Raw genomic sequence first — 26582 nt, 5'->3', positions numbered from 1 at the left:
ATCTACAAGAATTCATCCCCCGGGCGCTGGCAATCCCATAAGTTATTTTGGCAAAGCGGCCGGAGGTGGATATTTTTAATGTTCTTACACCCGGACGGATGACAGAAACCACAGTTTGTATTATCGGCGCCGGCCCTGCCGGGGCAGCAGCAGCTTTGCAATTGGCACAATACGGCATTCACTCTGTGATAGTAGACAAGGCATTTTTCCCGCGCGACAAAGTCTGTGGCGACGGCCTCAGCGGTAAGGTGATCACTGCCCTTACCCGCATCGATCCTTCCATTGCGGAAAGATTGCAACAGCATACCGAAAAAATCAATAGTTGGGGCGTCACATTTGTATCTCCCGGTGGTGTAAGCATGGACGTTCCCTACAAGCCGCAATACGATCCCGGGGAAGATGCGCCCATCGGTTTCGTTTGCAAGCGTATCCACTTCGATCAGTTTTTGGCAGACGAAATAAAAAGAAGACCTGAGATCAGTTTCATTGAAGGCGTATCCATCGATCAATACAAATTGGAGGACGATGGTTACCTGCTTTCCGAAGCCGGCGGGTCATTGCAAATAAAAGCCAAACTGGTGATCGTGGCCAATGGGGCCCATTCATCTTTCACCAGGCATGTAGCCAATTTCACCATTGAACCTGCACACCATGCCGCAGGCGTAAGAGCATATTACCGGAATGTAACGGGCATGCACAGTGATAATTTCATCGAACTGCATTTCCTGAAGCCCCTGCTGCCAGGTTATCTCTGGATCTTCCCCCTGCCCAATGGCGAAGCCAATGTAGGGCTGGATATGATCAGCAGCGAAGTGAAAAAGAAAAAAGTGAATCTCAAGCAATTATTGCAAACCACTATTCAGGAAGATCCCGTACTGAAGGAGCGATTTAAAGATGCCAGCGCTATCAGCCCCATTGAAGGATATGGACTACCGTTAGGCAGTAAACGCCGTCCCCTTGCCGGGGAACGTTACCTGCTCACCGGGGATGCGGCATACCTCATCGATCCTTTTACTGGTGAAGGGATCGGTAATGCATTGTATACCGGCAGGATCGCGGCAGAGCATGCCAGGGATGCTATCCAGGCAAATGATTTTTCCGAAGATGCCCTGGCATCCTATACAGATCATGTGTATCGTGTGCTGGGCGCGGAACTGAGCCTGAGCCACCGTTTACAGAAACTGGTGAGGTACCGCTGGTTGTTCAATTTCCTGATGAAGATGGCCACCAGGAACAAGCAGCTGAGGGATCTTGTTTCCTGCATGTTCTACGAGGTGGATGTAAGAAAGAAACTGGCCAGTCCGGTTTTCTACTTAAAACTCCTGTTCAATCGGTAGCTATTCCAAATTCAGCATTCACAAAAAGGATACAGGAATCACTGTGCTTCGGCAAACTCCCCATTGCATCCTGCACTATACCTGAGGGGATCCTCTTCTCGAAATTGTTACGGAACCAGTTCAGTCTGTGCCGGTAGGAATAAGCCAGTATTTTCCTGATCTCGAATTCAAATACAGCAGTCCCCTTTCTGTCGAATTCCTGCATCAGTCCATCAAGTTCTGAATGGTCCAGGCCAAGCGTATGCCCTATCTCATGGGCAATTACATGTGTTTCTCCCTGGTGTGTTCTTTTGAGCCTGATATGAAAAGCCTCACAGGTAAGCCCGATTGATTTTGTAATATCAGTAACCCGGCAATTGTTCAGGTTATTTTCGAAGGAATCTTTCAGAAGGAATACGTTTCGGATATCTGCGCCGGATTTTCCGGATGGATCGAGTCTTCCTTTTTTCTCGTTTTGTTTCCATGCTTCCTCCGGGTCATTACAGGAAAAAACTTTGAGATCGAAATGAAGAGGATATCTTTCGCCGGTGAAGTCCATTTTCTTATCCATCACTTTCAGGAAAAATTTACCACTGAGTTTATTCCAGAAATCCACTCCGGCCTGAGCCGCAATGCTGTCTGCCTGCTGGCCGGAAGTAACATAATAATTTGCGCGGATAATGATCCTGTGCCCGTATTCCGGATCTGCTTCCAGGTAAGTGCCAAAATCATACGTTGCGCCAGGCCCGATATTCGGTTGATAGCCGCATAAAACACACAGCAATACAACAAGGATAAAAGGTTTCATTCCTTTTGTTCAGGTTAATGTGAAATGATCTGTTGCTGATGGGCGGCTATGCATTACCGGCAGCACATGGAGAACCCTGTTGCATTTGCAGGAGCAAATGGTTCACGCAACACATGCGGGCTGCGGCAATACAAAGCCAGTCGGGACTTTACCCGCGTTACGCAGAGGGATTTGAATGGATGCAGTAAACAGAGGTGCAGGCAGCACTCCATAGGGAGCACTGCTTCTCAAAGCGCCTTCAGATGATAAACTGAGGGTCCGTATGGCTCCCCGGATGCAAGGGGGATTGCTCCATCAAAAGGCAGGCACTGTAAGTTTTATGAGGTAATATTCCCGGCTCTCAGCCCGGCCGGATAGTAGTGTAGGCTGTCGCTTCAATAAATATACGCAAAAAATGGAATAATGGAAATCCGGAGCAGAATATTGACAGATCACAAGAAGCAAAAAGGGCCCTTCCGGGCCCTCATGATTTATTAGAGATCAATAGGATTATTCTCTTACCAGTTTCTTTGTAATGGTCTTTCCATCTATATCCATGCGAAGGATGTATACACCGCGCGCATTGGCTTCCGGACTGAACATTACCCTGTGACTGCCTGCATTCAGCACCTTGTTTACCAGCACCGCTACTCTCCTGCCGGTAATATCGTATACTGTCAGGTTGGTCTGTGATGCCTTATGGAGATGGAATGTGATAGTGCTGTTGCCGCGGAACGGATTCGGGAATACGGCAAATTTCAATCGCTCTGCTGTATGGGCATCCAGCTCAACTGCCAGCGGTCGCTCTGCCACCGCCTGTTGACCGGTACTTGTTTGCACAACCAGTTGCGGCGGGTTGCTTCCAAACTCTTTGGAATTCCAGAACACACGGGGATCGTGGGCTGTAAGGCTCTTCATCGCAAAGCTGACTTTATTATGTGATGCAGCCAGCTCACCCTGCACATAACTGGTAACATCAAACGCTATATAGCCATAAGCAGTATTGGTGACCGTATTGGTATCCAGCCCCGCACCTGAAGCCGGTTTATTATTCCAGGTGAGTGCCGATTCACTCCAGGTAATATTGGCTACTGCGTAAATACCAATGGGAACACTGGGAACAGTAGTAAGATCAACCTTTCCATAAACACGAAGCGTAGCCGAACTTACGTTTCCACTGACAGAAGAAAGATCGAAGCGCAGATAGGATTCCCGCGCATTATTCAACTGTCCGGATGGAGCCACTTTAGTGATCAGCAAGGTAGGATCTGTAGTTCCATATGTGATTGCTGCGTTTGTACCATCCCGTACGTAGGCATCGGCTTCAGGAGTGAGTGTAAAAGTGCCGCCACTACCTGATCCTGTCTGTATCTTCACTTCGGTATAACTGTTCCAGAGGTTTATACTGTTACCATGACCAACAATACGAACATATTTTCCGTTTACGGGTGTAAAGCTGAATGTTTCCAGCGCCGTGCTGCTGCCGCTGCTCACAAGGCCGGAGGCTGCGGTAGTCCAGGTATTGCCATCATTCCCCACCAGCACATCAAAAGTGGAGGAGCGCACATTACCGTTGTAGAAAGCGATCTGTACACCAGTTACCGAAACAGGATCGGTGCCCAAACAAAACTGTATCCATTGTCCATCACCACTGGCAGACCAGCGGGTATTGAGGTCATCGTCCAGCACATTGGCGGGAACATTTCCATCGTCGGCGCTGGCAGTTACCGGCGCACAGGACGGAGGCGCTGCCACACTGATATTCACTGCTGCAGAAGTAGTGCCTGCATTGCTGTTGTCAGTTGCTTTTGCTGTGAGTACATAATTTCCGGCGGCAACACTGTTCCAGGTATATGAATAGGGAGATGCAGTGGCTTCGCCCAGTTTGGTAGCGCCATTGAAGAATTCCACTTTGGTAACGGTACCATCCGCATCTGCCGCTGTGGCATTGATCACTACCGATGCGGGCGCAGTAAAGCCGGCATTATTGGCTGGCGATGTGATGCTCACGGTTGGAGCGATATTACCCTGTTGTTGTTGCAGCTTCACTTCCGTGTAACTGTTCCAGGCATTCACAGTATTGCCATGTCCCAGGATACGGACCCATTTGGCCTGCACAGGAGTAAAACTGAAAGTTTCCAGCGCCGTGCTGGCGCCACTGCTTTGTAATCCCGTGGAAGCATTGAGCCAGCTGCTGCCATCGAGACTGTATTGCACATCGAAGAGCGATGATCGTGCATTACCGTTATAGAAGGCTATCTGCACACCGGATACAGCCACGGTATCGCCCAGGCAGAAAGAGATCCACTGACCGTCACCACTGGCAGACCATCTCGTGTTCAGGTCATTGTCCAGCACATTGGCTGGTACATTGCCATCATCTGCACTGGCTGATACAGGCAAACAGGGAGGATTGGGATTACCTCCGCCGGGGAAATCATCGGCAGGTGATTTGATCCGCTCGCGGACCCAGGCGCCTGCAGGTTTGAGACGGGCAACCGTCCAGGGACCATTGGAACAGGTGCCGGAGGTCCAGACTGCTCCGCTGCGACTATCATCGGAATAGTTCCAGTTACACCAGCTGATCTTTTTGGTGCGCATCAGGTCGAGATACTGCTGGCTCCTGGTGAAATTGTTCCCGCCATCGCCAGATGCTTCCTGTGTTCCAAACTCAGTTACAAACACCGGCATCCTGTCTGCGGCCCAGCTCAATTCATTGAGATAGCTGGTACCATGACTGGCCGCATAAAAGTGAAAAGTGTACATAATATTGGAATGGTTCACTGGGTTATTGAGGATGTCCTGTGCCGAACCGCCGGAAGAAACACCAAAAGAAGCCCAGCCATGTGTGCCGATAAGGATGGGCGCATCGGCATCGATGGCGCGGATCACGGGGATCAGTTCATTAGCGTAGTTCCTGATGGCAGACCAGCTCACATTGTTGGGCTCGTTACAGATATCATACAGGATATTGTTCTTGTTCTTATGTGCATTGGCAATGGCCGTGAAGAAGGTCTTAGCCTTGGTAAGATTGGCATTGGGATCACCGGGAGTCAGCTGGTGCCAGTCTACCAATGCATACATACCGCGTGCGGTCACCTTATCAATGATGGTGCTCACCATCTGTGTAAAGCCGGCGGGATCGGTGTCATAGCCACCTTCCTGCACATAGAGCGAGATGCGGAGGATATCAGCCTCCCAGTCGTTGGCCAGGGCATCCAGCGATGCATCGGTGATACAATCGCCCAGGCCGTACCATTGCAGGCCATGCGTACTCATACCACGCAACTGGATGGGATTGCCGTACTGGTTGCAAAGTTTCAACCCTATCACCTGCAATTGCCCGTTCTGCTGAACAGGCGTTTGCGCCTTCGCGTTATAAGCCCCTGCCAGCAGCAGCATAACGCAACCATAGAAAAACAGTGTAAATTTTTTCATGAGGATGTAAATTGAAGGTTTAATAAGAACAAAGGAGCAGGACCTGGAAAGGCCCTGCTTATTGTGATTGACTGCTTATTCTCTGAGCAGCTTCTTTGTTGTGACTTTTCCATCGATAGTCACATGTACAATATATATTCCTGCTGTATTGGCTCCTGAATTGAAGATCACCCTGTGATTACCTGCACTCAGCCTGTTGTTCACCAGCACAACCACTCTCCTTCCTGTAATGTCATACACAGATACATTGGTCTGTGATGATTTTTCCAGGTGGAAGGTGATGGTACTGATGCCGCGGAATGGATTGGGCAATGCAGCCAGTTTCAGTTTTGCAATTGCCGGTTTATCCATTTCAACGGTAAGCGGGCGGTTCACCTGGCTTTGCTGGCCTGCACCCGTCTGCACCACCAGCTGCGGCGCATTGCTGCCGAACTCTTTGGAATTCCAGAACACGCGCGGATCGTGGGCAGTCAGGCTTTTCATCGCAAAGCTGACCTTATTGCGCGATGCGGCCAATTCGCTCTGCACATAACTGGTTACATCCCAGTTGATATAGCCATAGGCAGAATTGGTAACTGTGCTTGTATCCAGCGCTGCACCTGTAGCAGGCTTATTGTTCCAGGTGAGGGCGGATTCGCTCCAGGTGGTATTGGCAACAGCGTACACGCCGATGGGCACGGAAGGCACTGTTGTGAGGTCCACTTTTCCATAAACGCGCAGCGTTGCGGAGTTTACATTACCACTCACGGACGAAAGATCGAAACGCAGGTAAGATTCACGTGCATTATTGAGCTGTCCTGACGGAGCCACTTTCGTGATCAGTAAAGTGGGATCGGTGGTGCCATACGTGATGTCAGCGTTTGTTCCATCCCGTACGTAAGCATCGGCTTCAGGTGTTAGTGTGAATGTACCACCGGAACCGGACCCAGTTTGTATTTTCACTTCGGTATAACTGTTCCAGAGATTCACACTGTTACCATGACCAACAATACGAACGTATTTGCCGCTTACAGGGGTAAAGCTGAATGTTTCCAATGCTGTGGAAGTTCCGCTGCTTACAAGGCCGGAGGCAGCCGTTGTCCAGGTATTGCCATCATTGCCCACCAGTACATCAAAAGTGGAAGAACGTACATTACCGTTATAGAAAGCGATCTGCAGACCGGTAACGGATGCAGGTGTTTCAAGACAGAACTGTATCCATTGTCCATCACCACTGGCAGACCAGCGGGTATTGAGATCATTGTCCAGCACATTGGCAGGCACATTGCCATCATCCCCACTGGCTATTACCGGCGTACAGGATGGCGCAGAAGACACGCTGATATTTACTGCGGTACTGGTAGTGGCGGCAGTACCATTATCTGTTGCTTTGGCTGTGAGCACATAGTTTCCTGCGGCCACATTGCTCCAGTTGTAAGTGTAAGGAGCAGCAGTGGCTTCGCCCAGTTTGGTAGCGCCATTGAAGAATTCAACTTTGGAAATAGTGCCATCACTGTCAGCAGCCGTTGCTGTAATGGTAACAGCCGCCGGTGCAGTAAAGCTGGCATTATTGGCCGGTGTTGTGATGCTTACCGTAGGCGGTATATTGCCCTGCTGTTGAATCACTTCCACTTCAGTATAACTGTTCCAGGCGTTCACGGAATTTCCATGACCGAGTATCCGCACATATTTCGTTTGCACAGCAGCAAAGCTGAATGTTTCCAGCGCTGTGCTGGTGCCGCTGCTTTGCAGTCCTGTCGCCACATTGGTCCAGCTACTACCGTTGTTGCTCACCTGAAGATCGAAAAAGGAAGAACGTGCACTACCATTGTAGAAAGCAATGCGTACGCCAGATACGGAAACGGTATCGCCCAGGCAGAACTGGATCCATTGACCATCGCCACTGGCAGACCAGCGTGTGTTGAGGTCATTGTCAAGTACATTGGCAGGTACATTGCCATCATCTCCGCTGGCCGTTACCGGATCGCAGGGAGGTGCAGCTCCCACTGTAATACTTACTACAGGAGATGTTGTGGTGGCGCTGCTGTCGTCCGTTGCTTTCGCAGTGAGGTTGTAAGCGCCCTGCGGCACATTGTTCCAGGTGAAAGTATACGGAGCGGTATCATCTTCACCCAATTTGGTAACGCCATTGAAGAACTCAACCAGGGTTATATTGCCATCTGCATCAGCCGCGGTAGCATTGATGGTGATACTGGCCGGCGCCGTGAAATTGGCGCCACCGGCGGGTGAGGTAATATTCACCGTGGGACTGCTGTTTCCGCCCTGCGTGATGAAACTCAGTTGCGGCGCATTGCTGCCAAACTCTTTTGAATTCCAGAACACCCGCGGATCGTGGGCTACCAGGCTCTTCAAAGCGAATGCCACTTTAGTTCTGCCCGCTGCTATCTCACTCTTCACATAGTTGGTCACATCGAAATTGACATAAGCATAGGCCGTATTGCCCACCGCCGCTGTAGCCAGTTCCGTTGTGCCGGTAGCAGGCTTGTTGTTCCAGGTGATGGCGCTTTCGGTCCAGGTGGTGTTGGCCACAGAGTATACTCCTGTGAGTACTGAAGGAACAGCTGTTCCGTCCACTTTTCCATAAACGCGCAAGGTAACATTATCGATATTTCCTGTAATGCTGGCAGCATCGAACATCAGGTAGGTCTCGCGCGCATTATTGAGCTGACCTGCCGGAGAAACTTTTGTGATCAGCAATGTGGGGTCGGTAGTTCCATGTGTGATGGCCGCATTGGTGCCATCCCTCACATAAGCATCATGCGTGGGCGTTAGATTAATTGGGTCCGGCGCTACGCGATAATGCGCCGTTAAGGTAACATCGTTATCACCCAGTGTTACTGTCTGCGAAGCGTTGCCTCCCTGGCTCCAGTGATCGAACACATATGTAACACCATTCAGGGTCTGTGGTGAAATGGCGGAAATATCCCTGGCCATTCCTGATACTGCTTCCGTTGTGTAGGGGGCAGTGAAGGGAACGGCATCCAGGGTTACCTGCAAGCCTGTAGGGTTGGTGGCCAGTGTAAGATTGGAAGTAATGGGGAATACTTCCACGTATGTTGTATCGATCACTCCCTGCGAATCTTCAACGGAGAGGTATATACGATACCAGATATTCGTTTCATTATGCCCCGCCAGGTCTGCCACAAAGGAAGAAGCTGCCACACCATTGGGCACCTGAGGGCCGGGATGCGTATGTGTTGCGTGATGGAAAGCGATCCACCATTTGTATTTAGCAACCGGGATAGCGCCATCTTCCGGATCAGTACCCGTACCGGAGAAATTGATCTGATCACCCGACCGGAACTGTGTTCCATTGGCAGGGCTGGTAATAGTAGCTGTGGGTGGCTGGCTCACCGTAAGTGTTGCATTGTTACTGGTAACGCTGCCCACACTATTGCTTACAACCACATTATAAGTACCGGCATGGCTTGTTTGCACATTGGTAATAGTATAGGTAGCGCTGGTGGCGCCTGAAATATTGGTAGTTCCTTTGCGCCACTGATAGGTTGGAGCCGGGCTTCCGGTGGCTGTAACGGAGAAACTTGCATTGCCGCCTGCAGGCGCCACGGTATTGGCAGGCTGTGTAGTGATTATAGGCGCAGAAGTTCCACCGGCATACAATATTTTGTAGAGTGTATTATTGCCAATGCGCAGGTAGTACAGGTTGCCATCAGGCCCCTGTTTGATACCCACATTGTCTGCACTCAGACTGGAAGCGAATCCGGTTCTGCTGGCGCCACTGCTGGGTGTTATATAATCGATCCAGGTGCCGCAATAATCCAGGAAAAAATATTTCCCATTGTAAGTAGAAGGATAATTACTGATAGCGCCATTGAAGAAAGTGCCGCCATTGATCGCACAACCCTGCCCGTTAGGTGGAGGATCTGAACGGTTGGTGGCATATACATACAGCGGATTCACAAATCCGGAGCAGCCGCTGGTACACATGCCCTCTTTGGTGGGCCAACCGAAATTTTGTCCGCCAGTAGTAGCATCATTGATCTCTTCCCAGGTGGCATTGCCTACATCGTTCACCAATAATCTTCCGCTCACAGGATCTACAGCAATGGTGAAAGGATTCCGGAGACCATAAACCCAGATGCGGCTCCGGGCTGCGTTTCCAGTGAAAGGGTTACCGGCCGGAACAGATCCGTCTGTATTGATGCGAAGGATCTTGCCGAGGTAATTGTCCAGGTTCTGCGAATTCGATCCCACCTGGTTCTCTCCTACTGCTACAAACAATTTCCCATCCAGTCCAAAGGCAAGTCCGCCTCCGTTATGATAGATACCGCTGAGTGTGGGAAGGTCAAGAATTGCCGTTTCACCGGTGGCGAGATCATTGGATCCAAGCGTGAAACGGCTTACCCGGTTATGCGGGCCGGAAGTGTGCGTGTAATGGAGATAGATATAATTGTTGGTAGCGAAGTTAGGGTCCACGGCCACACCGATCAGTCCGCGTTCGCCACTGGTGTTCACTGAAAGGGAAATGGCCGGCGTACTCAGCAGGCTACCGTTCTTGATCACCCGCAGTTGGCCGCCTTTCTGACAGACCAGGATACGATTGTCCGGCGTGAAAGCCATGGCAGTTGGACTGGTAAGCCCTGTAGCCACCTGCACGCGCGTGAAATTGGAAGGTAATGTTTGTGCCTGCGCGTGCCGGAACAACATCAGGAATACAAGGCAGCATAGCATAAGCAGCCGCCAGGATTTTGGTTGGTTTTGTACTTTCATATAAGATAGGTTTAAATGGAGCTCTTATTTTTAGCTGCATGCCATTGGCAAACAACCAGGTTTGTATACTTATTCCTGAATGATGCGATGCGTAACGGCCTTACCGCCATTCACCAACCGCAGCAGGTAAATCCCTTTGGCGCCTGCAGGAGGCGTAAACTGTGTTCTGTGCTCTCCCGCCGACAAATAGCCATTCACCAGCACTGCAACTCTTCTACCCTGGATATCGAACACGGTGAGTTCAGTATTACCCGGCTGGTGTACACGGAATGTGATCTTGCTGCTGGCGCGGAACGGGTTGGGATAAGCGAAGATGGATGAGCGCAGTTCCGGCTTATTCTCCTTTTGCAATGCTATTGACGCAACATTGGTTACCAGGCTTTCTGCTGTTTGCACTACAAGCTGTGGAGGATTGGACCCGGTTTCCTTCGAATTCCAGAAAACGCGGGGATCATGAGCTGTAAGGCTTTTCATCACAAAGCTGAGTTTGCTGCGCGATGCTGCCAGCTCACTTTGCACATGATTGGTTACATCGAATGTGATATAGGCATAGGCTGTATTGGTAACAGTATTGGTATCCAGGCCTGTACCTGATGACGGTTTATTGTTCCAGGTAAGGGTGGCTTCATTCCAGGTAGTATTGGATACAGCGTACACACCAATAGGCACACTGGGCACAGAAGTAAGATCTACCTTACCGTATACACGGAGGGTGGCCGAAGAAACCGTTCCGCTCACCGATGAGAGGTCGAACCGGAGATAAGCTTCGCGGGCATTGTTGAGCTGCCCTGCCGGAGGGACTTTTGTGATCAATAAACTGGCATCAGTGGTACCATGGGTGATATCGCCATTGGTGCCATCGCGCACGTAGGCATCTGCTTCGGGAGTAAGCGTGTACGTTTGTGCAGCTCCGTTATCTGTCTGTATCTTTACTTCGGTATAACTGTTCCAGGCATTCACACTGTTACCATGACCCACAATTCGTACATACTTTCCCGTTACCGGGGAGAAGCTGAAAGTCTCCAATGCAGTGGAGGTTCCGCTGCTCACAAGTCCGGATGCAACAGTGGTCCAGTTTGTGCTATTATTCCCCACCAGCACATCAAAGGTGGAGGTACGCGCATCACCACTGAAGAAAGCGATCTGCACACCTGTTATGGTTACGGTATCATCCAGGCAGAACTGTATCCACTGACCATCGCCACTGGCAGACCAGCGGGTGTTCAGGTCATTGTCCAGCACATTGGCAGGGATATTGCCATCATCTGCACTGGCGGAAACCGGCGTGCAGGCAGGAGGCGCAGTAACGCTTATATTCACGGCAGCGCTGGTGGTGCTTGCATTTCCATTATCCGTAGCCCTGGCAGTAAGCACATAATTACCGGCAGCAACATTGCTCCAGTTGAATGTATAGGGAGACGAGAGGGCTTCGCCCAGTTTGGTGGCGCCATTGAAGAATTCAACTTTGGAAATGGAGCCGTCACTGTCCGCCGCAACAGCTGTGATACCAACAGATGCCGGCGCCGTAAAGGCCGCATTGTTCGCTGGTGAGCTGATGCTCACTGTAGGCGCAATATTGGTCTGCTGCACAATCTCCACTTCGGTATAACTGTTCCAGGCATTCACTGTATTACCATGACCGAGGATACGCACATATTTCGTTTGTACCTGGCTGAAAGAAAATGTTTCCAGCGCCGTAGTAGTGCCACTGCTTTGCAACCCGGTAGCAACATTCGTCCAGCTACTACCGTTGTTGCTCGCCTGGATATCAAAAAGGGAAGCACGTGCATCGCCATTGAAGAACGCGATGCGCACACCTGTAACAGCTACTGTATCACCCAGGCAGAATTGTATCCACTGACCATCACCGCTGGCAGACCAGCGGGTATTCAGGTCATTGTCCAGCACATTGGCTGGTACATTACCATCATCACTACTCGCAGAAACCGGGTCGCAACCTCCGGTGGGAGGTGCACTACCGTTCGGCCCAACCATGGATGGCGAGAGGATCTGCGCCGTCACTGCCGCAGCAGAAACTTCATCTGCGCCGATATCGAAGCTGCCTGTTCTTGTTTGTCCATCCATATCCTTGCCGGCCCAGGAATAAGAACCTGTACCAGCATTGATGGCGGGACTTCCGCTTTGCAAATGGAATGTGCCCGTAGCATCGCGCGCCAGCAAAGGATTAACGTTGATGTAACCACCGGAGGGCATATCGCCTGCTCCGCTGGTTTGGTAAATAATATTGTTGCTCCACACGGCACCGGTATACGGTCCGTCGATGGCAGCCGCTTCACCGCCCCCCTGGATGATATTGTTGGCAAAGGTGGTATTAGTGGCGCCCAAACCATTGGTGCGGCTGGTCATCCTGTAATTGGATGTATTGTTCACAAGCGTATTGTACACAATGAGGCAGCGGTCTGGCCGGTCATGCGAGGTCAAAGGATCTCCATCCGCTACTTCACCACCACCATTACCGATATTGATCGCCACACTGCAGCTTTCATAGTGATTGCTATAGATCTTGTGGTCATCGCCAAATATGCGGAGGCCGGGCGTATTGAGGAAATAGTTGCCATACACTTCACAGAAATTTCCGTGACGCAGCGTAAGCTGCGCCGGGCAATCACGCACGGTATTGAAGCGTACCACCAGCTTTGAAGCTTTCACGGAAAGCAGTTCATTTTCACCGGCGCAATCTTCAAAAAGATTGTATTCAAAAATGCTATTGGTGTTGCTGAGGCTATAACCGCTCAATCCGAACTGGATCGTTTCGTTCCCGTTGCCGGACTCGGGAGGCTGATTGTAGAAATAATTATGATGCACCCATAGCCGTTGTGCGATCTGGCTTCCTGATCCTCTTACGATGATGAATTTTCCCAGACCGGTCTTGTTCTGGAAAGTGTTGTAATCCACTTCGTGATCGTTACCATTGAGCAGCAGGTAATCGCCGTCTCCGGTATTCTGAAAGAGGTTCTGCGTCCAGCGGATGAAGCTGGTTCCACTTGCCATAGTGGCCTGTGATGCAGCATGTGTGAATTTGAAGCCTTTGATGATGATATACTTTGCGGGACTGTTCAATGCAAACCCGTTGGTACCTTTGATCTCGGCGCCAAGTATTGATTGCGCCTGGATGGTAATGGGTTGGGAAGCCGTTCCCTGTTTATTGATGGTGATGTCTGAACTGGCAGTGTACACACCATTGCTGAGGATGATAACATCTCCCGGATTGGCATTGTTGATAGCTGTTTGCAAAGCGCTCAGGGAAGATACCGTGATGGTTGCAGCCTGTGCTCCGGTTATAACGGAGATGCATAGCAGCAGTGTTAAGACCTTACTGGTCCATGTCCGGTTCTTCAGAGAATGGGCTGTTGTTTTGTTCATGTGGCAATCGTTTACGTTTAAGGCTTATTAGAAGAAAAAGCAGGAGGATCAATCCTGCTGTATTTTTGAAGTAATTGTTTTTCCGTTATGCACCAGCTTCAGGATAAGCACGCGGTTATTGCCTTTGGCATTGAACGGCACCCTGTGGTCTCCTGCTGGTAATTGTGCATTTACCAGCCTGGCCACTTCCCTGCCCATGAGGTCGTACACCACAAGGCTAGTTTGCCCGGCTTCAGGAAGATGGAACGTTACAGTTCCTGATTGCCTGAATGGATTGGGGACCATGCGGATGCTGGCTGGTTGTTGCCTGATATTTTCCGCAAGCGGCATCATTATTGTTTTTGAAGCACGGCTGGCTTCTTCCTCATCACTAACAGTCACCACCAGTTGCGGCGGATTGGCTGTTGCTTCAGAAGAATTGTAGAAAATGCGTGGATCATGCGCTGTCAGGCTTTTCATCACCAGGGATACATCGCTGCGGCTGGCTGCCAGCTCGCTAATTATGTAGCTGGTAATATCCCAGTTGAAATAAACATAAGCGTCATTGGTGACGGCAGTGGTATCCAGGCCAGTGATTCCGGCTGCCGGCTTATTGTTCCAGGTGATTGCATTCTCCGTCCAGGTGGTATTGGAGCAGGGAAATACAGCCACGGGAACGCTGGGTGTTGATGTGCCATCTATCTTACCATACACACGAAGTGTTGCGCTGGTAACGGTGCCGGTCACCTGCGCGAGATTGAATCGAAGGTAAGCTTCGCGTGCGTTGTTGAGCTGGCCTGTGGGCGCAATTTTCGTGATCAGTAAAGTACTGTCTGTAGTGCCGTGTGTAATATCAGCATTGGTACCGTCGCGCACATAGGCGTCGGCAACGGGGTTGAGGGTGAATGTTTGTCCGCCGCCTGTTGCTGTTTGTATTTTCACTTCGGTATAACTGTTCCAGGCATTCAAACTATTGCCATGCCCTACAATTCGTACATACTTACCTGTTACCGGGGTAAAGCTGAAGGTTTCCAGTGCAGTGGATGTGCCGCTGCTCACGAGTCCGGAGGCGGCTGTAGTCCAACTAACGCCATCATTACCTACCAGCACATCAAAAGTGGATGTGCGCGCATTGCCATTATAGAAAGCGATCTGAACACCTGATACTGAAACAGGGTTACTGCCCAGGCAGAACTGGATCCATTGTCCATCTCCATTGGCAGACCACCGGGTACTCAGGTTATCGTCCAGAACATTCGCGGGCACATTACCATCATCAGCACTGGCCGTAACGGGATCGCAGCCCGGAGGCGGCGTTCCGATATCGCTGGGGCAAAGGCTGGCACTGCTTTCCGTAACACAGAAATCCGCGAAACGGACCTGCTCATCGCGCAGCACATCATCTTTTCCACGGTATACGCCCCATTTGGGACGATTGTAGGATGCGCCTTCGCGCCACATATCCAGGCTGGAATTGCTATAGCTGAGGAGCGTGGCTCCATCGGAAAATCTTTTCAGCGTTATTTCGAAAGTTCCCCCGCTTCCTTCAGAGCTTTTGTACTTCACATATGCTTCCACCCATTCACCTTTGAACGGTGCGAGGTCTACCTGGTGTACTGTGCCCAGACCGCCGGAGCCTGAACCCGAGCTATGGATGATCTGCATTTTTTCCGGGCTGCCTGCGCGGGGTGTAATGGTGATCAGCGGAGCGCCTGCATCACCGTCAATTGCCTTTATCTGGAAGATATGCGTGAAACGGCTGCTCGGCTTGAAACCAGCATCCAGTTTAAATTTCCAGCGATAATAAGCAGTCTGCCCGCTGGTATGCTGGAGGTCTGCCGGAGAACCGTTGCCTCCTTTGATCTCCATGCGCACCCTGTCTTCATTCGTACAACGGTCGTTATCCAGGATATGATGACTGTGAAAAATGAAAACATACTTGTTAAGGGTATTGTCGAAGGTCTGGGTTACGTGCTGCCCAAAACTTGTATGCTGGCAGTCAGGGTTCTCAACTCCGAATCCTTTCGATCCAATAAGCGCGTATGTATCCGAAGATCCGTTGGCACTGAGCGTCACCTGTGCCTGCGATGTTGCGGTACTAACGGTGAGCAATAGTGTAATGGCAGCAATGTAAAGATGTTTCATCAGATAAAGTTTAATTGTGAATATTCATGGCGTCACTTCCCGCCAATAATGGCAGGCGCCCACGGAATAGGCTTAAGTCTGGGGAGTTGCTACTGAAAAAGGGTGCATCAGGAAAATGCGCCAATCACAATAAACTTCATGGAACAGCCGGGCAGATAACACCAGAGGAGTGTTGTCCGGAACAGAAATTACCTGCAACGGTATACGTGAAATAAATAATTTATTCCGGTACCTGCGTCAGAGAGATTAACAGACTACTAAGCTATATTAGCAAATAGATGAATTACTAACGGTGAGGGATATGTTTATTCCCGGTTTGTGGTCAGCCGCAGACCTGATAGCAGGCCAACGAAATAGATTTGGCAATTACGCCATCAACCTGTAAATTTATTCATCACTCATCTCCCTGCAAGTTCCTCTTCCCCACTCCCTTCCGGTTGATTGCATTCAACAATTTGATTTCATCATCAAACGGATTGATCATGAACCGATTTTTCAGTGAATACTGGTGGTTGTTCCTGCTGAGGGGAATTTTTGGCGTGGTCCTGGGCCTGATGGCTTTATTCATGCCGGGCGTAACTTTTACCACCCTCATTATTTTTTTGGGCGCTTACCTGCTCATCGACGGCATCTTCAGTATCGTGGCTGCCATCAATGCCCGCAAAACGCTGGACGCCTGGGTTTGGTACCTGGTATCAGGCATCTTCGGCGTGCTGGTGGGCATCATCACTTTTTACAATCCGTTCGCCACTGCCCTGGCCCTGCTCTATCTCATCTCTTTCTGGGTGATTGTGGCAGGTATTATCGAGATCGTGATCGCCATCCGGTTGCGGAAGGAGATCAAAGGCGAAGGCTGGTATATTCTTGGTGGTCTTCTTACAGTGATCTTCGGTATCCTCATCCTGGTGAATCCTATTGCCGGGGCCCTCACCCTCACCATGATCTTCGGTATCTATGCACTGATCTTCGGCATCATGCTGATCTACCTCGGCATCAAACTGAAACAGCGGAAAGGGCAACCTGTCCGGTAAAGATACCCTGAACGATCACGTTATGGTTTTCAACACTTTCATAGCGGCAATCTGCTATCCATTCCCTATTTTTGTGATATAAATAATGGTCATGTCGTTTTTTAAAGATAAGGTAGTAGTCATCACAGGCGGTAGCGATGGGATAGGCAGAGCACTGGTAGAAGCATTCATCGATCAGGGCGCACGCGTAGCCACCTGCGGCCGCAATCACGACAAATTATATACTCTCCAGATGCAGCACACCAATGTTATGCTGCATACCATGACCTGCGATATCTCCAAAGAGAACGACGCCAAACGTTTTATTGATTCCACCATCAAAACCTTCGGTGGTATAGATATCCTCATCAATAATGCCGGTATCAGCATGCGTGCCCTGTTCAAGGACATGGATCTTGACGTGCTCCGGAAAGTGATGGACATCAATTTCTACGGTTCTGTTTACTGCACCAAGTTTGCATTACCCTCCCTCCTGGAGCGTAAAGGGACCGTGGTAGGTGTGAGCTCCATCGCCGGCTATCGCGGGCTGCCCGGCAGAACAGGTTACTCCGCTTCCAAGTTCGCCCTCCAGGGTTGGCTGGAAGCCCTCCGCACCGAAATGCTGGAAACAGGCGTACACGTGATGTGGGTTTGCCCGGGTTTCACGGCCTCCAACATACGCCATGTTGCCCTCAACCAGGAAGGTCAGCCCCAGGGCGAGTCTTCCATGGAAGAAGGAAAGATGATGTCAGCAGAAGAATGCGCCCAGCATATCCTCAGGGCCGTTGAAAAAAGAAAGCGTACACTTGTTCTCACCAGCACCGGTAAACGAACCGTGTTCATGAACCGCTTCTTCCCTTCACTGGCCGACAAACTGGTGCATAAATTCTTTTACAAAAACGGAGAACTGGTCAAATAAAAATTACCCTCAGTAAATGGCTATCATCACCCTCACATCTGATATAGGTCAGCAGGATTACCTCGTGGGGGCGGTGAAAGGACAACTATTACAGGTGAATCCCCAATTCAACCTGGTGGATATTTCGCATACCATCTCCCCTTTCAATCTTCCCCAGGCCGCCTATGTTTGCCGCAATGCCATCAGGAACTTTCCTCCATTTTCTTATCATATCCTGCTCGTAAACCTCTTCGAGAAAAAACCTGAACAACTGCTCCTTGCCTATCACAACGACCAATACATTCTTTGCGCCGATAATGGCCTCCTCACCATGATCCTGGAAGACAAACCCGAAATGGTGATCGGCCTCCAGCTCAACCGCTCCGCTATCAAGAACACACTCTACTGCGCCCGTGTAATGGGAGAAGCCATCCAGGAACTGCTTAACGGAACCAGTCTCCAGCATATCGGTATCCCTGATGTAAGCTTCACGGAAAAAAATCACCTGCGCCCGCTCTTAGGTGAGAACTGGATAGAAGGACAGATCATCTTCATCGACAATTTTGAGAACATCATCGTGAACGTGACCCGTGAACAATTTGAAATGCAGCGTCGCGGCCGCAGTTTCAAGATCGTATTCAAGCGCAACGAAATGATCTCCACCGTCAGCGAAACCTACGCAGACGTACCGGAAGGTGAAAAACTCGCCATCTTCAATGCTGCCGGCTACCTCGAGATCGCCATCAACAAAGGCAATGCAGCCGGCCTCTTCGGCTTGCAGGGATTCACCGAACAAAGCGCCTCTATGCAGAACAGGTTGTTTTATCAGACCGTCCGGATCTTCTTTGAATAGCAGTCACCCTGTAAATAATTTTGGATTTTGTAGCGCAAAGGTGGATGGAACGCGGCTGGAAAACAAACCAACGCTTTTTTAGGTTCTATTGGGCATTTGATGGATGGGGTTGGGCTTTTGTAACTGGACCGGACGGTTGAGCTTTTGTTTCCAAGGCCGCTGATTCCATACCACCGTTTGCGCATGGGCGCCTGAAGTATGCCACATTTTTACCTCCCATTCAAAGAAGACCATCCGTCTGATAGTTGGGGGGAGAGGGGGTAAGAGTGCGTTAGCGGGAGTAATGGTAACAGATATTTATTAGAGAAATATGAGAGGCATTCGGAGGCAATGCTCATACACCTTCATGAAGATTTGTATGACTCCATCAACATAAGAATTTCTTCAAAAAGTTGTCAAAGTATCACAATGCCGCATTCGGGGCGGTTCCTGCTGCACCTCCGGGGGGGCCATGGTTTCGAGTGTGCTGGCAAAATGGGCCTTGAAAACAAAAGCTCCACTGCCCGGTTCCAACTACAATAGCCCCACCCAACCCTACCAAAGCCCCATAGAACCAAAAATGCGCAGGTTTGTTTTCCAGCCCCTTTTGCCAGCACCCGAGAAACCCTATATTTGCGACAGTTTTAAAAATTAATCCATTATGAATTTCAACCGGGTAAATAACATAGTAGGTTGGATAGTCTGTTTGATTGCCTGCACTGTGTATATTATGACCATGGAGGCTACCGGCAGTTTCTGGGACTGCGGTGAGTTCGTTTCCAGTGCTTATAAATTACAGATCCCCCACCCACCTGGCGCCCCCCTCTTTGTGCTTTTAGGAAGATTTTTCATCATCCTTTTTGGCGACGATCCCACATCTGCCGCAAGGGGCGTGAACTTCATGAATGCGATCGCCAGTGGTTTCACCATCCTCTTCCTCTTCTGGACCATCACGCACTTTGCACGTAAGATCGTGCAAAAAAGCGCCGGGGTACTGGATAAGGGTCAACTGTTCATCGTGATGGCCGCTGGTGTGGTTGGTGCACTCGCGTATACTTTCTCCGATTCTTTCTGGTACAGCGCCGTGGAAGGTGAAGTTTACGCACTCTCTTCTTTCTTCACCGCCATCGTTTTCTGGGCCATACTGAAATGGGAGCATGAAGTGGACCTGGAAAGCAAAACTGATGGTCACAAATTCTCACGCGCAGACCGCTGGATCATCTTTATCTTCTTCATGATGGGTCTGTCTATCGGCGTTCACCTGTTGAACCTGTTGACCATTCCCGCCATCGTTCTCGTTTATTATTTCAAACGCTATAAGGTTTCCCAATGGGGCACTTTCTTCGCCTTCCTGATCGGCTGTGTAATTACAGGCATCGTGCAGGTGGTAGTGATCCAATGGTCTATCAGAGGCGCAGGTTCCTTCGACATCTTCTTCGTGAATGAATTGGGAACTCCGTTCTTTGTAGGTTTCGGCGTTTACTTCGCCTTGCTGGCCCTCCTGCTGATCGCAGGTCTGCGTTTCAACGATGCCAGCATCAAGAAATTCACACTGTTCCCTTTATGGCTTTGCGCTATCATCCTTTTATTCTGCTTCCCCTTCATCAAATCAGGCGGTACCTTCTTCCTCCTGCTCCTGCTGCTGGGTGGCGTTGTAGCCCTCTGCTATTACAATAAAGAACGTATCGGGTCTTTCCTGAAGATCGGCGTATGGAGCACCATCTTCGTGATCCTCGGTTACTCCACTTATTTCACCACACTCGTCCGCTCTACCGCCAACCCATCGGTTGACATGTACAATGTAGACAACCCGGTGAGCCTGGTGGGTTACCTGAGCCGCGATCAGTATGGCGACTGGCCCATACTTTATGGTCCTGATTTCGTATACCGCCCGCCGTATGTAGTTACCGGTGACCAATATGCGAAAGGTGAAGAGAAGTACGAAGTAGTTGGAAAGAATCGTAAACAGGACTATGGCGCTCAACCCGAGCAACGTGATCTCGATGCCCTCCAGCAACAACACCCGGACTGGGATGTGAGCAAGATTGGACCGCATATCTTCCCGCGTATGTATGACAATGGCAATGAACGCAACCAGGAATACGTGTACCGCGCATTCGGCGGTATGATGGAAGGACAGCAACCCACTTTCGCCAACAATATCCGCTACTTCGCGGATTACCAGTTCCGCTGGATGTACTGGCGCTACTTCATGTGGAACTTCGCCGGAAAACAGAACGATCTCCAGGGCTTCGGTAATATCCGGGATGGGAACTGGAACAGCGGCATCACGTTTATCGACAAACTTTTCGGTCATAGTACGCCCGATGTGCTGCCCGCAACAGCCGGCTCCGAAAACAAGGCCAATAACAAACTCTTCTTCCTGCCATTCCTCCTGGGTGTGGTTGGATTCATATTCCAGTTGAACAAGACCAGAAGGGATTTCCTCGTGAACTTCCTCCTCTTCTTCTTCACCGGTTTCGCCATCGTGATCTACCTCAACCAGAGCGGCTACCAGCCACGTGAGCGTGATTACGCCTATGTAGGGTCCTTCTATGCCTTCGCAGTGTGGATCGGCCTTGGCGTTCTCTGGGTGAAAGAAAAACTGCAAAAATTCCTTTCGCCTGATGTTGCCGGTTATATCGCCTTCGGCGCCACATTGCTGGCAGTGCCCGTGCTGATGGCTTCGCAGGAATGGGATGATCACGACCGCAGCAAAAAAGTACTGGCCCGCGATCTCGGTAAAGACTACCTGGAAAGCTGCGCACCCAACGCACTTCTTATCTCCTTCGGCGATAATGACACCTATCCCCTCTGGTACACACAGGAAGTGGAAGGCATCCGCAAAGACCTCCGCGTTGTGAACTATAGCCTGCTGGGTACCGACTGGTATGTGAACCAGCTCAGGTATAAAGTGAACGAAAGCCCGGCTATGGACGTGATCTTCACGCCTGACCAGATCCAGGGAAGCAAACGCGATATCACTTTCACAGCCGATTATCTGCGCCGTGGCGGTTACAATAACCTCCTCACAGGATATGACCCCAATCAATACTATGATCTCTACACGGTATTGAAGAATGTTACCGCCAGCGATGCTCCCAACACCAGCATGCAGATGGATGAAGAATCCAGGGCCAACATCCTTCCTTCCAATAAAGTGAGCATCCCCGTTGATGTGGAAGCTGCCAGGAAAACCCTCAAGCTCAATCCGGGCGACAGCATCGTGAGCGAACTGAAACTGGATATCAAGAAGAGCTATCTCTACAAGAATGATCTCGCCGTACTGGCGCTGATCGCAGCCAATAACTGGAAACGTCCCATCTACTTTACTTCCACGCAGGAACTGGAAGACCTGGGCCTCGAGAAATACGCACGCATGGAAGGGCTCTCCTACAGGCTGGTGCCCATCGAGAACTCACAGATAGGCGTAGACGACAGCTACAAGAACGTGATGGAGAAATTCGTATACGGCGGCGCAGAAAGACCCGGCGTTTACTTTGATGAAGAGAACCGCAGACACCTCAACAGTATCCGTCAGGCACACGCATTCCTGGGACTGCACCTCGCAGAAAACGGCCAGAAAGACTCTGCACGAAATGTGCTCAACAAATACGATAAGAACGTTTTGCAGGAAAACCTCCCGTATGGATTCACCAGCAACAGGGGCAATTTCCACAACCGTGTAAGCATGACCTTCCTCCTGGCTGCACTTCGCGCAGAAGACTGGACTCTGGCCGATAAGGTTTCCAAATCACTGAAACGTGACCTGGAGCAGCAGATGTCTTACTACCGTTCACTCGGTGATGCCATGCCCAACGAAAAACTGGCCATGGAAGCTGCCGCCATCATGAATGGAAGAGGTGGAAACCTGTCTGACAAACAATTCGATTTCGCCAACGATATCCTCTCTTCATTCCAGATGCTGAACCAGATCGGAGAATGGGAGAAGCAATTCAAACCAGGTGGCAAAGGAGGTAGTGCGGAACTCGCACCTGACAGCCTGAGCACTCCTGAGAAACCAGCTATCGATACAACGAAGCCGTAGATTATTTTCTCCGGTATCACCTATAAATCAGGGAGGCGGCCAATGGTCGCCTCTCTGATTTATACCCAAAAGAGCTGAGAGCTGGCAGTCGCTCGCCTCCGGCGAGTGACTTATATTTGCTCGCCTCCGGCGAGTGACTTATATTTGCTCGCCTCCGGCGAACGCTGTGTCGCCGGAGGCGACGGAACGAAACTCACTCGCCGGAGGCGAGCGAGTGGGCACAGCGCAATGAAATGTAACAGCCTTTTGCGTCAGCCCCACCGCGTTGTCCCGTCAAACAAATTCAACCCTGATTTGTAATTAGATAGATACGTTTCGTACTATTCTCATCTCATACCCCAAAATATCCTTAAATTGAGGTAAGTGATCGTAACCATTTAAATGATTAGTGCAGTGATAGGATTCAGGTTCAATAAATTCGATCCCAATCAGAACGGGAAAAGTAAGTTCGACCAGTTGCTGGACGCATTCATGCAACTGCTCACCTACACCAACGGGGATGTCAGCGAAGCCCTCAGCTGGATGAACCAGCTTGACAAAGAATACGAGCTCACAAATGATGAATATGGCATGGGTGATTTCATCGAGGACCTTCGGGACAAAGGCTTTATCCAGGAGAATTCCGTCAACGGGGAGATCACCATCACACCAAAAACAGAACAGGGCATCCGCAAACGCTCGCTGGAAGAGATCTTCGGTAAACTCAAAAAAACAAAAGCAGGAGACCACCATTCTTTCAAACCCGGTCAGGGCGATGAACAGAATCCCGAAACCAGACCTTTCCAGTTCGGTGATATGCTGGAGCAGATCGATTTCACCACCAGTATCCGCAATGCGCAGATCAACCACGGCATCGAAGCATTCAATATGCAGGAAGATGACCTGGCCATCCGCGAAACGGATTTCAAGGCGCAAACCTCCACTGTGCTGATGATCGATATCTCCCACTCCATGATCCTTTATGGTGAAGACCGCATTACGCCGGCAAAGAAAGTGGCCATGGCGCTCAGCGAACTCATCACCACAAAATATCCGAAGGATACGCTGGACATTGTTGTATTCGGAAACGACGCCTGGCCTGTGGAAATAAAAGACCTCCCCTACCTGCAGGTAGGACCTTATCATACCAATACCGTGGCGGGGCTTGAACTGGCCATGGACCTGCTTCGCAGGAGAAAGAACCCGAACAAGCAGATCTTCATGATCACAGATGGAAAGCCCACCTGTTTGAAAAGTGGAAAACGTTACTACAAGAACAGTTACGGGCTGGACAGAAAGATCACCAGCCGATGCCTCAACCTGGCCGCACAATGTAAAAAATTAAAAATACCCATCACCACTTTCATGATCGCTACAGATCCATATCTGCAGCGCTTTGTACAGGAATTTACAGAAACCAACAGCGGTAAGGCGTTCTTTGCATCGCTCGACAGATTGGGGGCCTTTATCTTCCGTGACTTTGAGAGCGGTAAAAGAAAGACTGTGTTTTAATGAAAAAGAATAATACAACAACAATCGGGAAAAGTATCACTACTCTCGGTCAATTGAAATCGAGCGGGTATAAGTCACGCTCTGTCAAAGACGAAATCAGAACAAACCTCCTTGCGAAACTGCAGCAGCAGGAGAACACTTTCAAGGGCATTATCGGTTATGAAGACACTGTTGTTCCCGATGTGGAGAGGGCATTGCTCTCCCGGCACAATATGCTATTCCTCGGTTTGCGCGGACAGGCAAAAACACGCATGGCCCGGCAGATGACAGAACTGCTGGACGAATACATTCCCGTGATAGCAGGCAGCGAGATCAATGATGATCCATTCAACCCCATCAGCCGTTATGCACTCGACCAGATAGCCACCTATGGCGATGAAACGCCCATCCACTGGCTGCACCGCAGCGAACGTTACGGCGAAAAGCTCGCCACGCCAGATGTTAGCGTGGCCGACCTGATTGGTGATATCGATCCCATCAAAGCGGCTAACCTGCGACTCAATTTCTCCGATGAACAGGTGATCCACTATGGCATCATTCCACGCAGCAACCGCGGCATCTTCGTGATCAATGAAGTGCCTGACCTGCAGGCGCGCATCCAGGTGGCCCTCTTCAATATCCTTGAAGAAGGCGATATCCAGATCCGCGGCTTCAAACTCCGGATGCCACTGGATATCCTGTTCGTGTTCACTGCTAACCCTGAGGACTATACGAACCGCGGCTCCATCGTTACGCCACTGAAAGACCGTATCGAAAGCCAGATTCTCACACACTATCCAAAGAATATCGATACTGCCCTTGCCATCACCGAACAGGAAGCAGATATCCTGCCTGAGCAATCCAGCCTTGTTGAGATCAGCGACCTGCTGAAACGCATGGTGGAACAGATCGCCTTTGAAGCGCGCAGCAGCGAACTGGTAGACAAGAAAAGCGGCGTATCCGCCCGCCTCAGCATCTCTGCCCTGGAGAATGCCATCAGCGCCGCAGAGCGCAGGGCCGTGATCAACGGTGAGCAACAAACGCAGGTATGGGTCAGCGATCTCGTGGGCGTTGTACCCAGCATTACGGGAAAAATTGAACTGGTGTATGAAGGAGAACAGGAAGGCCCCTTCCAGGTAGCCATGAACCTGCTGGAGAAATCCATCCGCAGCCAGTTCGTGAACTACTTCCCCAATCCTGAATCACTGAAGAAGAAACGGACACAGGCGCAACAGGAAGAGAATCCCTACCGCAGCATCCAGGCCTGGTTCGATAAAGGCAATACGCTCGATCTCTTTCTCAATCTGAAAGACGAACAAAAAATACAACAGCTTTATAAAGTTGACGGATTGCATGCGCTGGTGAAAAAATATTACAGGCAGGCGAATGAAAAAGAAGCAGCTTTACTGATGGAGTTTGTGTTGCACGGACTCAGTTCTTTTTCCCTGATCAGTAAAAAAATAGTGGAAAACAAGATCGAATTCAAAGACCTGATGGGCTCCATGCTGAATTTAGGTAATACTACTTCTTATTCAGATGAAGAATTTGATAACGAAGATTTTAACTAACTGTACCATACGGTACATCTACTTAATAAGCCGCTCAAAGCCACGTGCAGAGCGGCTTTTTCTTATCCATAACACTTTTAGGGTATGCCGTTTTTTTGGTAGATGCAGCAACAGCATCTAACTTTATTCCACCACCGGAAATTACACCATCCCACTCTCTGATTATTGCAACCCCTAAATTGGTCCCTCTCCACCAACCCTATCCGTTACAGATTTTTCTGGAACCATTTTATTCTTTAACCATAAACATCCCAGACATGAACGCAAAAAAGAAAGCGCCGGTCAGGGGGCGGACGGATATTGTGAAAGTTGATCCTGTAAAGGATTACAAGCAGCATATCATGAAGCCCGATCTTAAAAAACTGGAGCCGAAGCTCAAACTCTTCGGATTCCGCAGAGTGGAAGAGATGCCTCAGATGCCACTGATCTGCAGACTGAAAAAAATTGGACCGGTGATCCTTCATCCGAAACAAACCTTCGATCCTCATATCGGAGAGATCAGGGAATTCATTCGCCCGGTTACCTGTGATTCACTGCAAAAACTCAAAGCGCTGGTAGGCACTCCCAATGAAGTGCTGGCCAGGGAAAGGAAGATGAGAGCCAGCACCAATATCAGGAAAGTGCAGATGCAACATCTTCCGGCAGAAGCAAAATTCAAATTCACTTCGCTGGATGCGCCAGGCAGGATCGCACTGCATGATATGGCGCATAACCTGCTCCACGGTTACGTGGAAGAAGAGCGCATGCAGCGTCAGCCTTACAAAGCGGTTGTGGACTACATGATCGGTAAAGCCAGGGAGCTGCCCACTTTCGTGGCGCAGGAGCTGATCGTTTGTCCCGGTGAAACCGTTTTCTTCAACGGGTTTGCAGCCATGTTCTTCGTGAACGTGATCGTGTATGGCGATGGCCAGATCAGAATGGCGAACAATTCCAAACTGCATGCTTATCATATCAAACATGTACCTGTTTGATCATT

13 protein-coding genes are annotated in these 26582 nt (G+C 50.0%); 8 read left to right on the top strand and 5 right to left on the bottom strand.

All coding sequences use genetic code 11. The annotated features are described in order from the left end of the window. Positions 1 to 98 precede the first annotated feature (98 nt). Positions 99 to 1337, top strand: coding sequence for an NAD(P)/FAD-dependent oxidoreductase (locus D9Y29_RS10390; protein WP_127127744.1), 1239 nt, complete (start codon positions 99 to 101; stop codon positions 1335 to 1337). Here D9Y29_RS10390 and D9Y29_RS10385 read toward each other — a convergent pair. The 5 genes from D9Y29_RS10385 to D9Y29_RS10365 all read right to left on the bottom strand — a co-directional run bounded on the left by D9Y29_RS10385 (position 1327) and on the right by D9Y29_RS10365 (position 15780). Continuing rightward, complete coding sequence (locus D9Y29_RS10385; protein WP_127127742.1) at positions 1327 to 2124, bottom strand: matrixin family metalloprotease; 798 nt, start codon at positions 2122 to 2124, stop codon at positions 1327 to 1329. The genes D9Y29_RS10390 and D9Y29_RS10385 overlap by 11 nt on opposite strands. 489 nt (positions 2125 to 2613) lie before the next feature. After that, entirely contained in the window at positions 2614 to 5541 is a 2928-nt protein-coding gene (locus D9Y29_RS10380; protein WP_127127740.1) for a cellulase family glycosylhydrolase, read from the bottom strand. 75 nt (positions 5542 to 5616) lie between these two features. Beyond that, entirely contained in the window at positions 5617 to 10272 is a 4656-nt protein-coding gene (locus D9Y29_RS10375; protein WP_127127738.1) for a CBM96 family carbohydrate-binding protein, read from the bottom strand. Between the two features lie 69 nt (positions 10273 to 10341). Beyond that, a complete protein-coding gene (locus D9Y29_RS10370) occupies positions 10342 to 13656 on the bottom strand; it encodes a CBM96 family carbohydrate-binding protein (protein WP_127127736.1) in 3315 nt (1104 codons plus the stop codon). A gap of 48 nt (positions 13657 to 13704) precedes the next feature. Beyond that, positions 13705 to 15780: a CBM96 family carbohydrate-binding protein gene (locus tag D9Y29_RS10365; protein WP_127127734.1), complete on the bottom strand. Its 2076-nt coding sequence runs from the start codon at positions 15778 to 15780 to the stop codon at positions 13705 to 13707. 482 nt (positions 15781 to 16262) lie between these two features. Between D9Y29_RS10365 and D9Y29_RS10360 the strand changes: the two genes are divergently transcribed. The 7 genes from D9Y29_RS10360 (at position 16263) to D9Y29_RS10330 (ending at position 26577) form a co-directional block, all read left to right on the top strand. After that, positions 16263 to 16811: an HdeD family acid-resistance protein gene (locus tag D9Y29_RS10360; RefSeq protein ID WP_127127732.1), complete on the top strand. Its 549-nt coding sequence runs from the start codon at positions 16263 to 16265 to the stop codon at positions 16809 to 16811. Between the two features lie 91 nt (positions 16812 to 16902). Then, positions 16903 to 17709: an SDR family oxidoreductase gene (locus D9Y29_RS10355; RefSeq protein ID WP_127127730.1), complete on the top strand. Its 807-nt coding sequence runs from the start codon at positions 16903 to 16905 to the stop codon at positions 17707 to 17709. A 16-nt stretch (positions 17710 to 17725) separates the two neighbouring features. Continuing rightward, a complete protein-coding gene (locus D9Y29_RS10350) occupies positions 17726 to 18541 on the top strand; it encodes an SAM hydrolase/SAM-dependent halogenase family protein (RefSeq protein ID WP_127127728.1) in 816 nt (271 codons plus the stop codon). A 640-nt stretch (positions 18542 to 19181) separates the two neighbouring features. Next, the gene (locus D9Y29_RS10345) at positions 19182 to 22568 is read left to right on the top strand and encodes a glycosyltransferase family 117 protein (protein WP_127127726.1); all 3387 of its coding nucleotides are present in this window, start codon (positions 19182 to 19184) and stop codon (positions 22566 to 22568) included. Positions 22569 to 22949: 381 nt separating this feature from the next. Next, the gene (locus tag D9Y29_RS10340) at positions 22950 to 24059 is read left to right on the top strand and encodes a vWA domain-containing protein (protein WP_241237893.1); all 1110 of its coding nucleotides are present in this window, start codon (positions 22950 to 22952) and stop codon (positions 24057 to 24059) included. Beyond that, complete coding sequence (locus D9Y29_RS10335) at positions 24059 to 25606, top strand: sigma 54-interacting transcriptional regulator (RefSeq protein ID WP_127127724.1); 1548 nt, start codon at positions 24059 to 24061, stop codon at positions 25604 to 25606. The genes D9Y29_RS10340 and D9Y29_RS10335 overlap by 1 nt, the downstream gene beginning before the upstream one ends. A gap of 257 nt (positions 25607 to 25863) precedes the next feature. Next, entirely contained in the window at positions 25864 to 26577 is a 714-nt protein-coding gene (locus tag D9Y29_RS10330; RefSeq protein ID WP_127127722.1) for a hypothetical protein, read from the top strand. Positions 26578 to 26582 lie beyond the last annotated feature (5 nt).

This window comes from Pseudoflavitalea rhizosphaerae (genome assembly GCF_003991355.1).
Taxonomy (GTDB): domain Bacteria; phylum Bacteroidota; class Bacteroidia; order Chitinophagales; family Chitinophagaceae; genus Pseudobacter; species Pseudobacter rhizosphaerae.
This window is presented reverse-complemented; position numbering and strand designations above follow the sequence as displayed.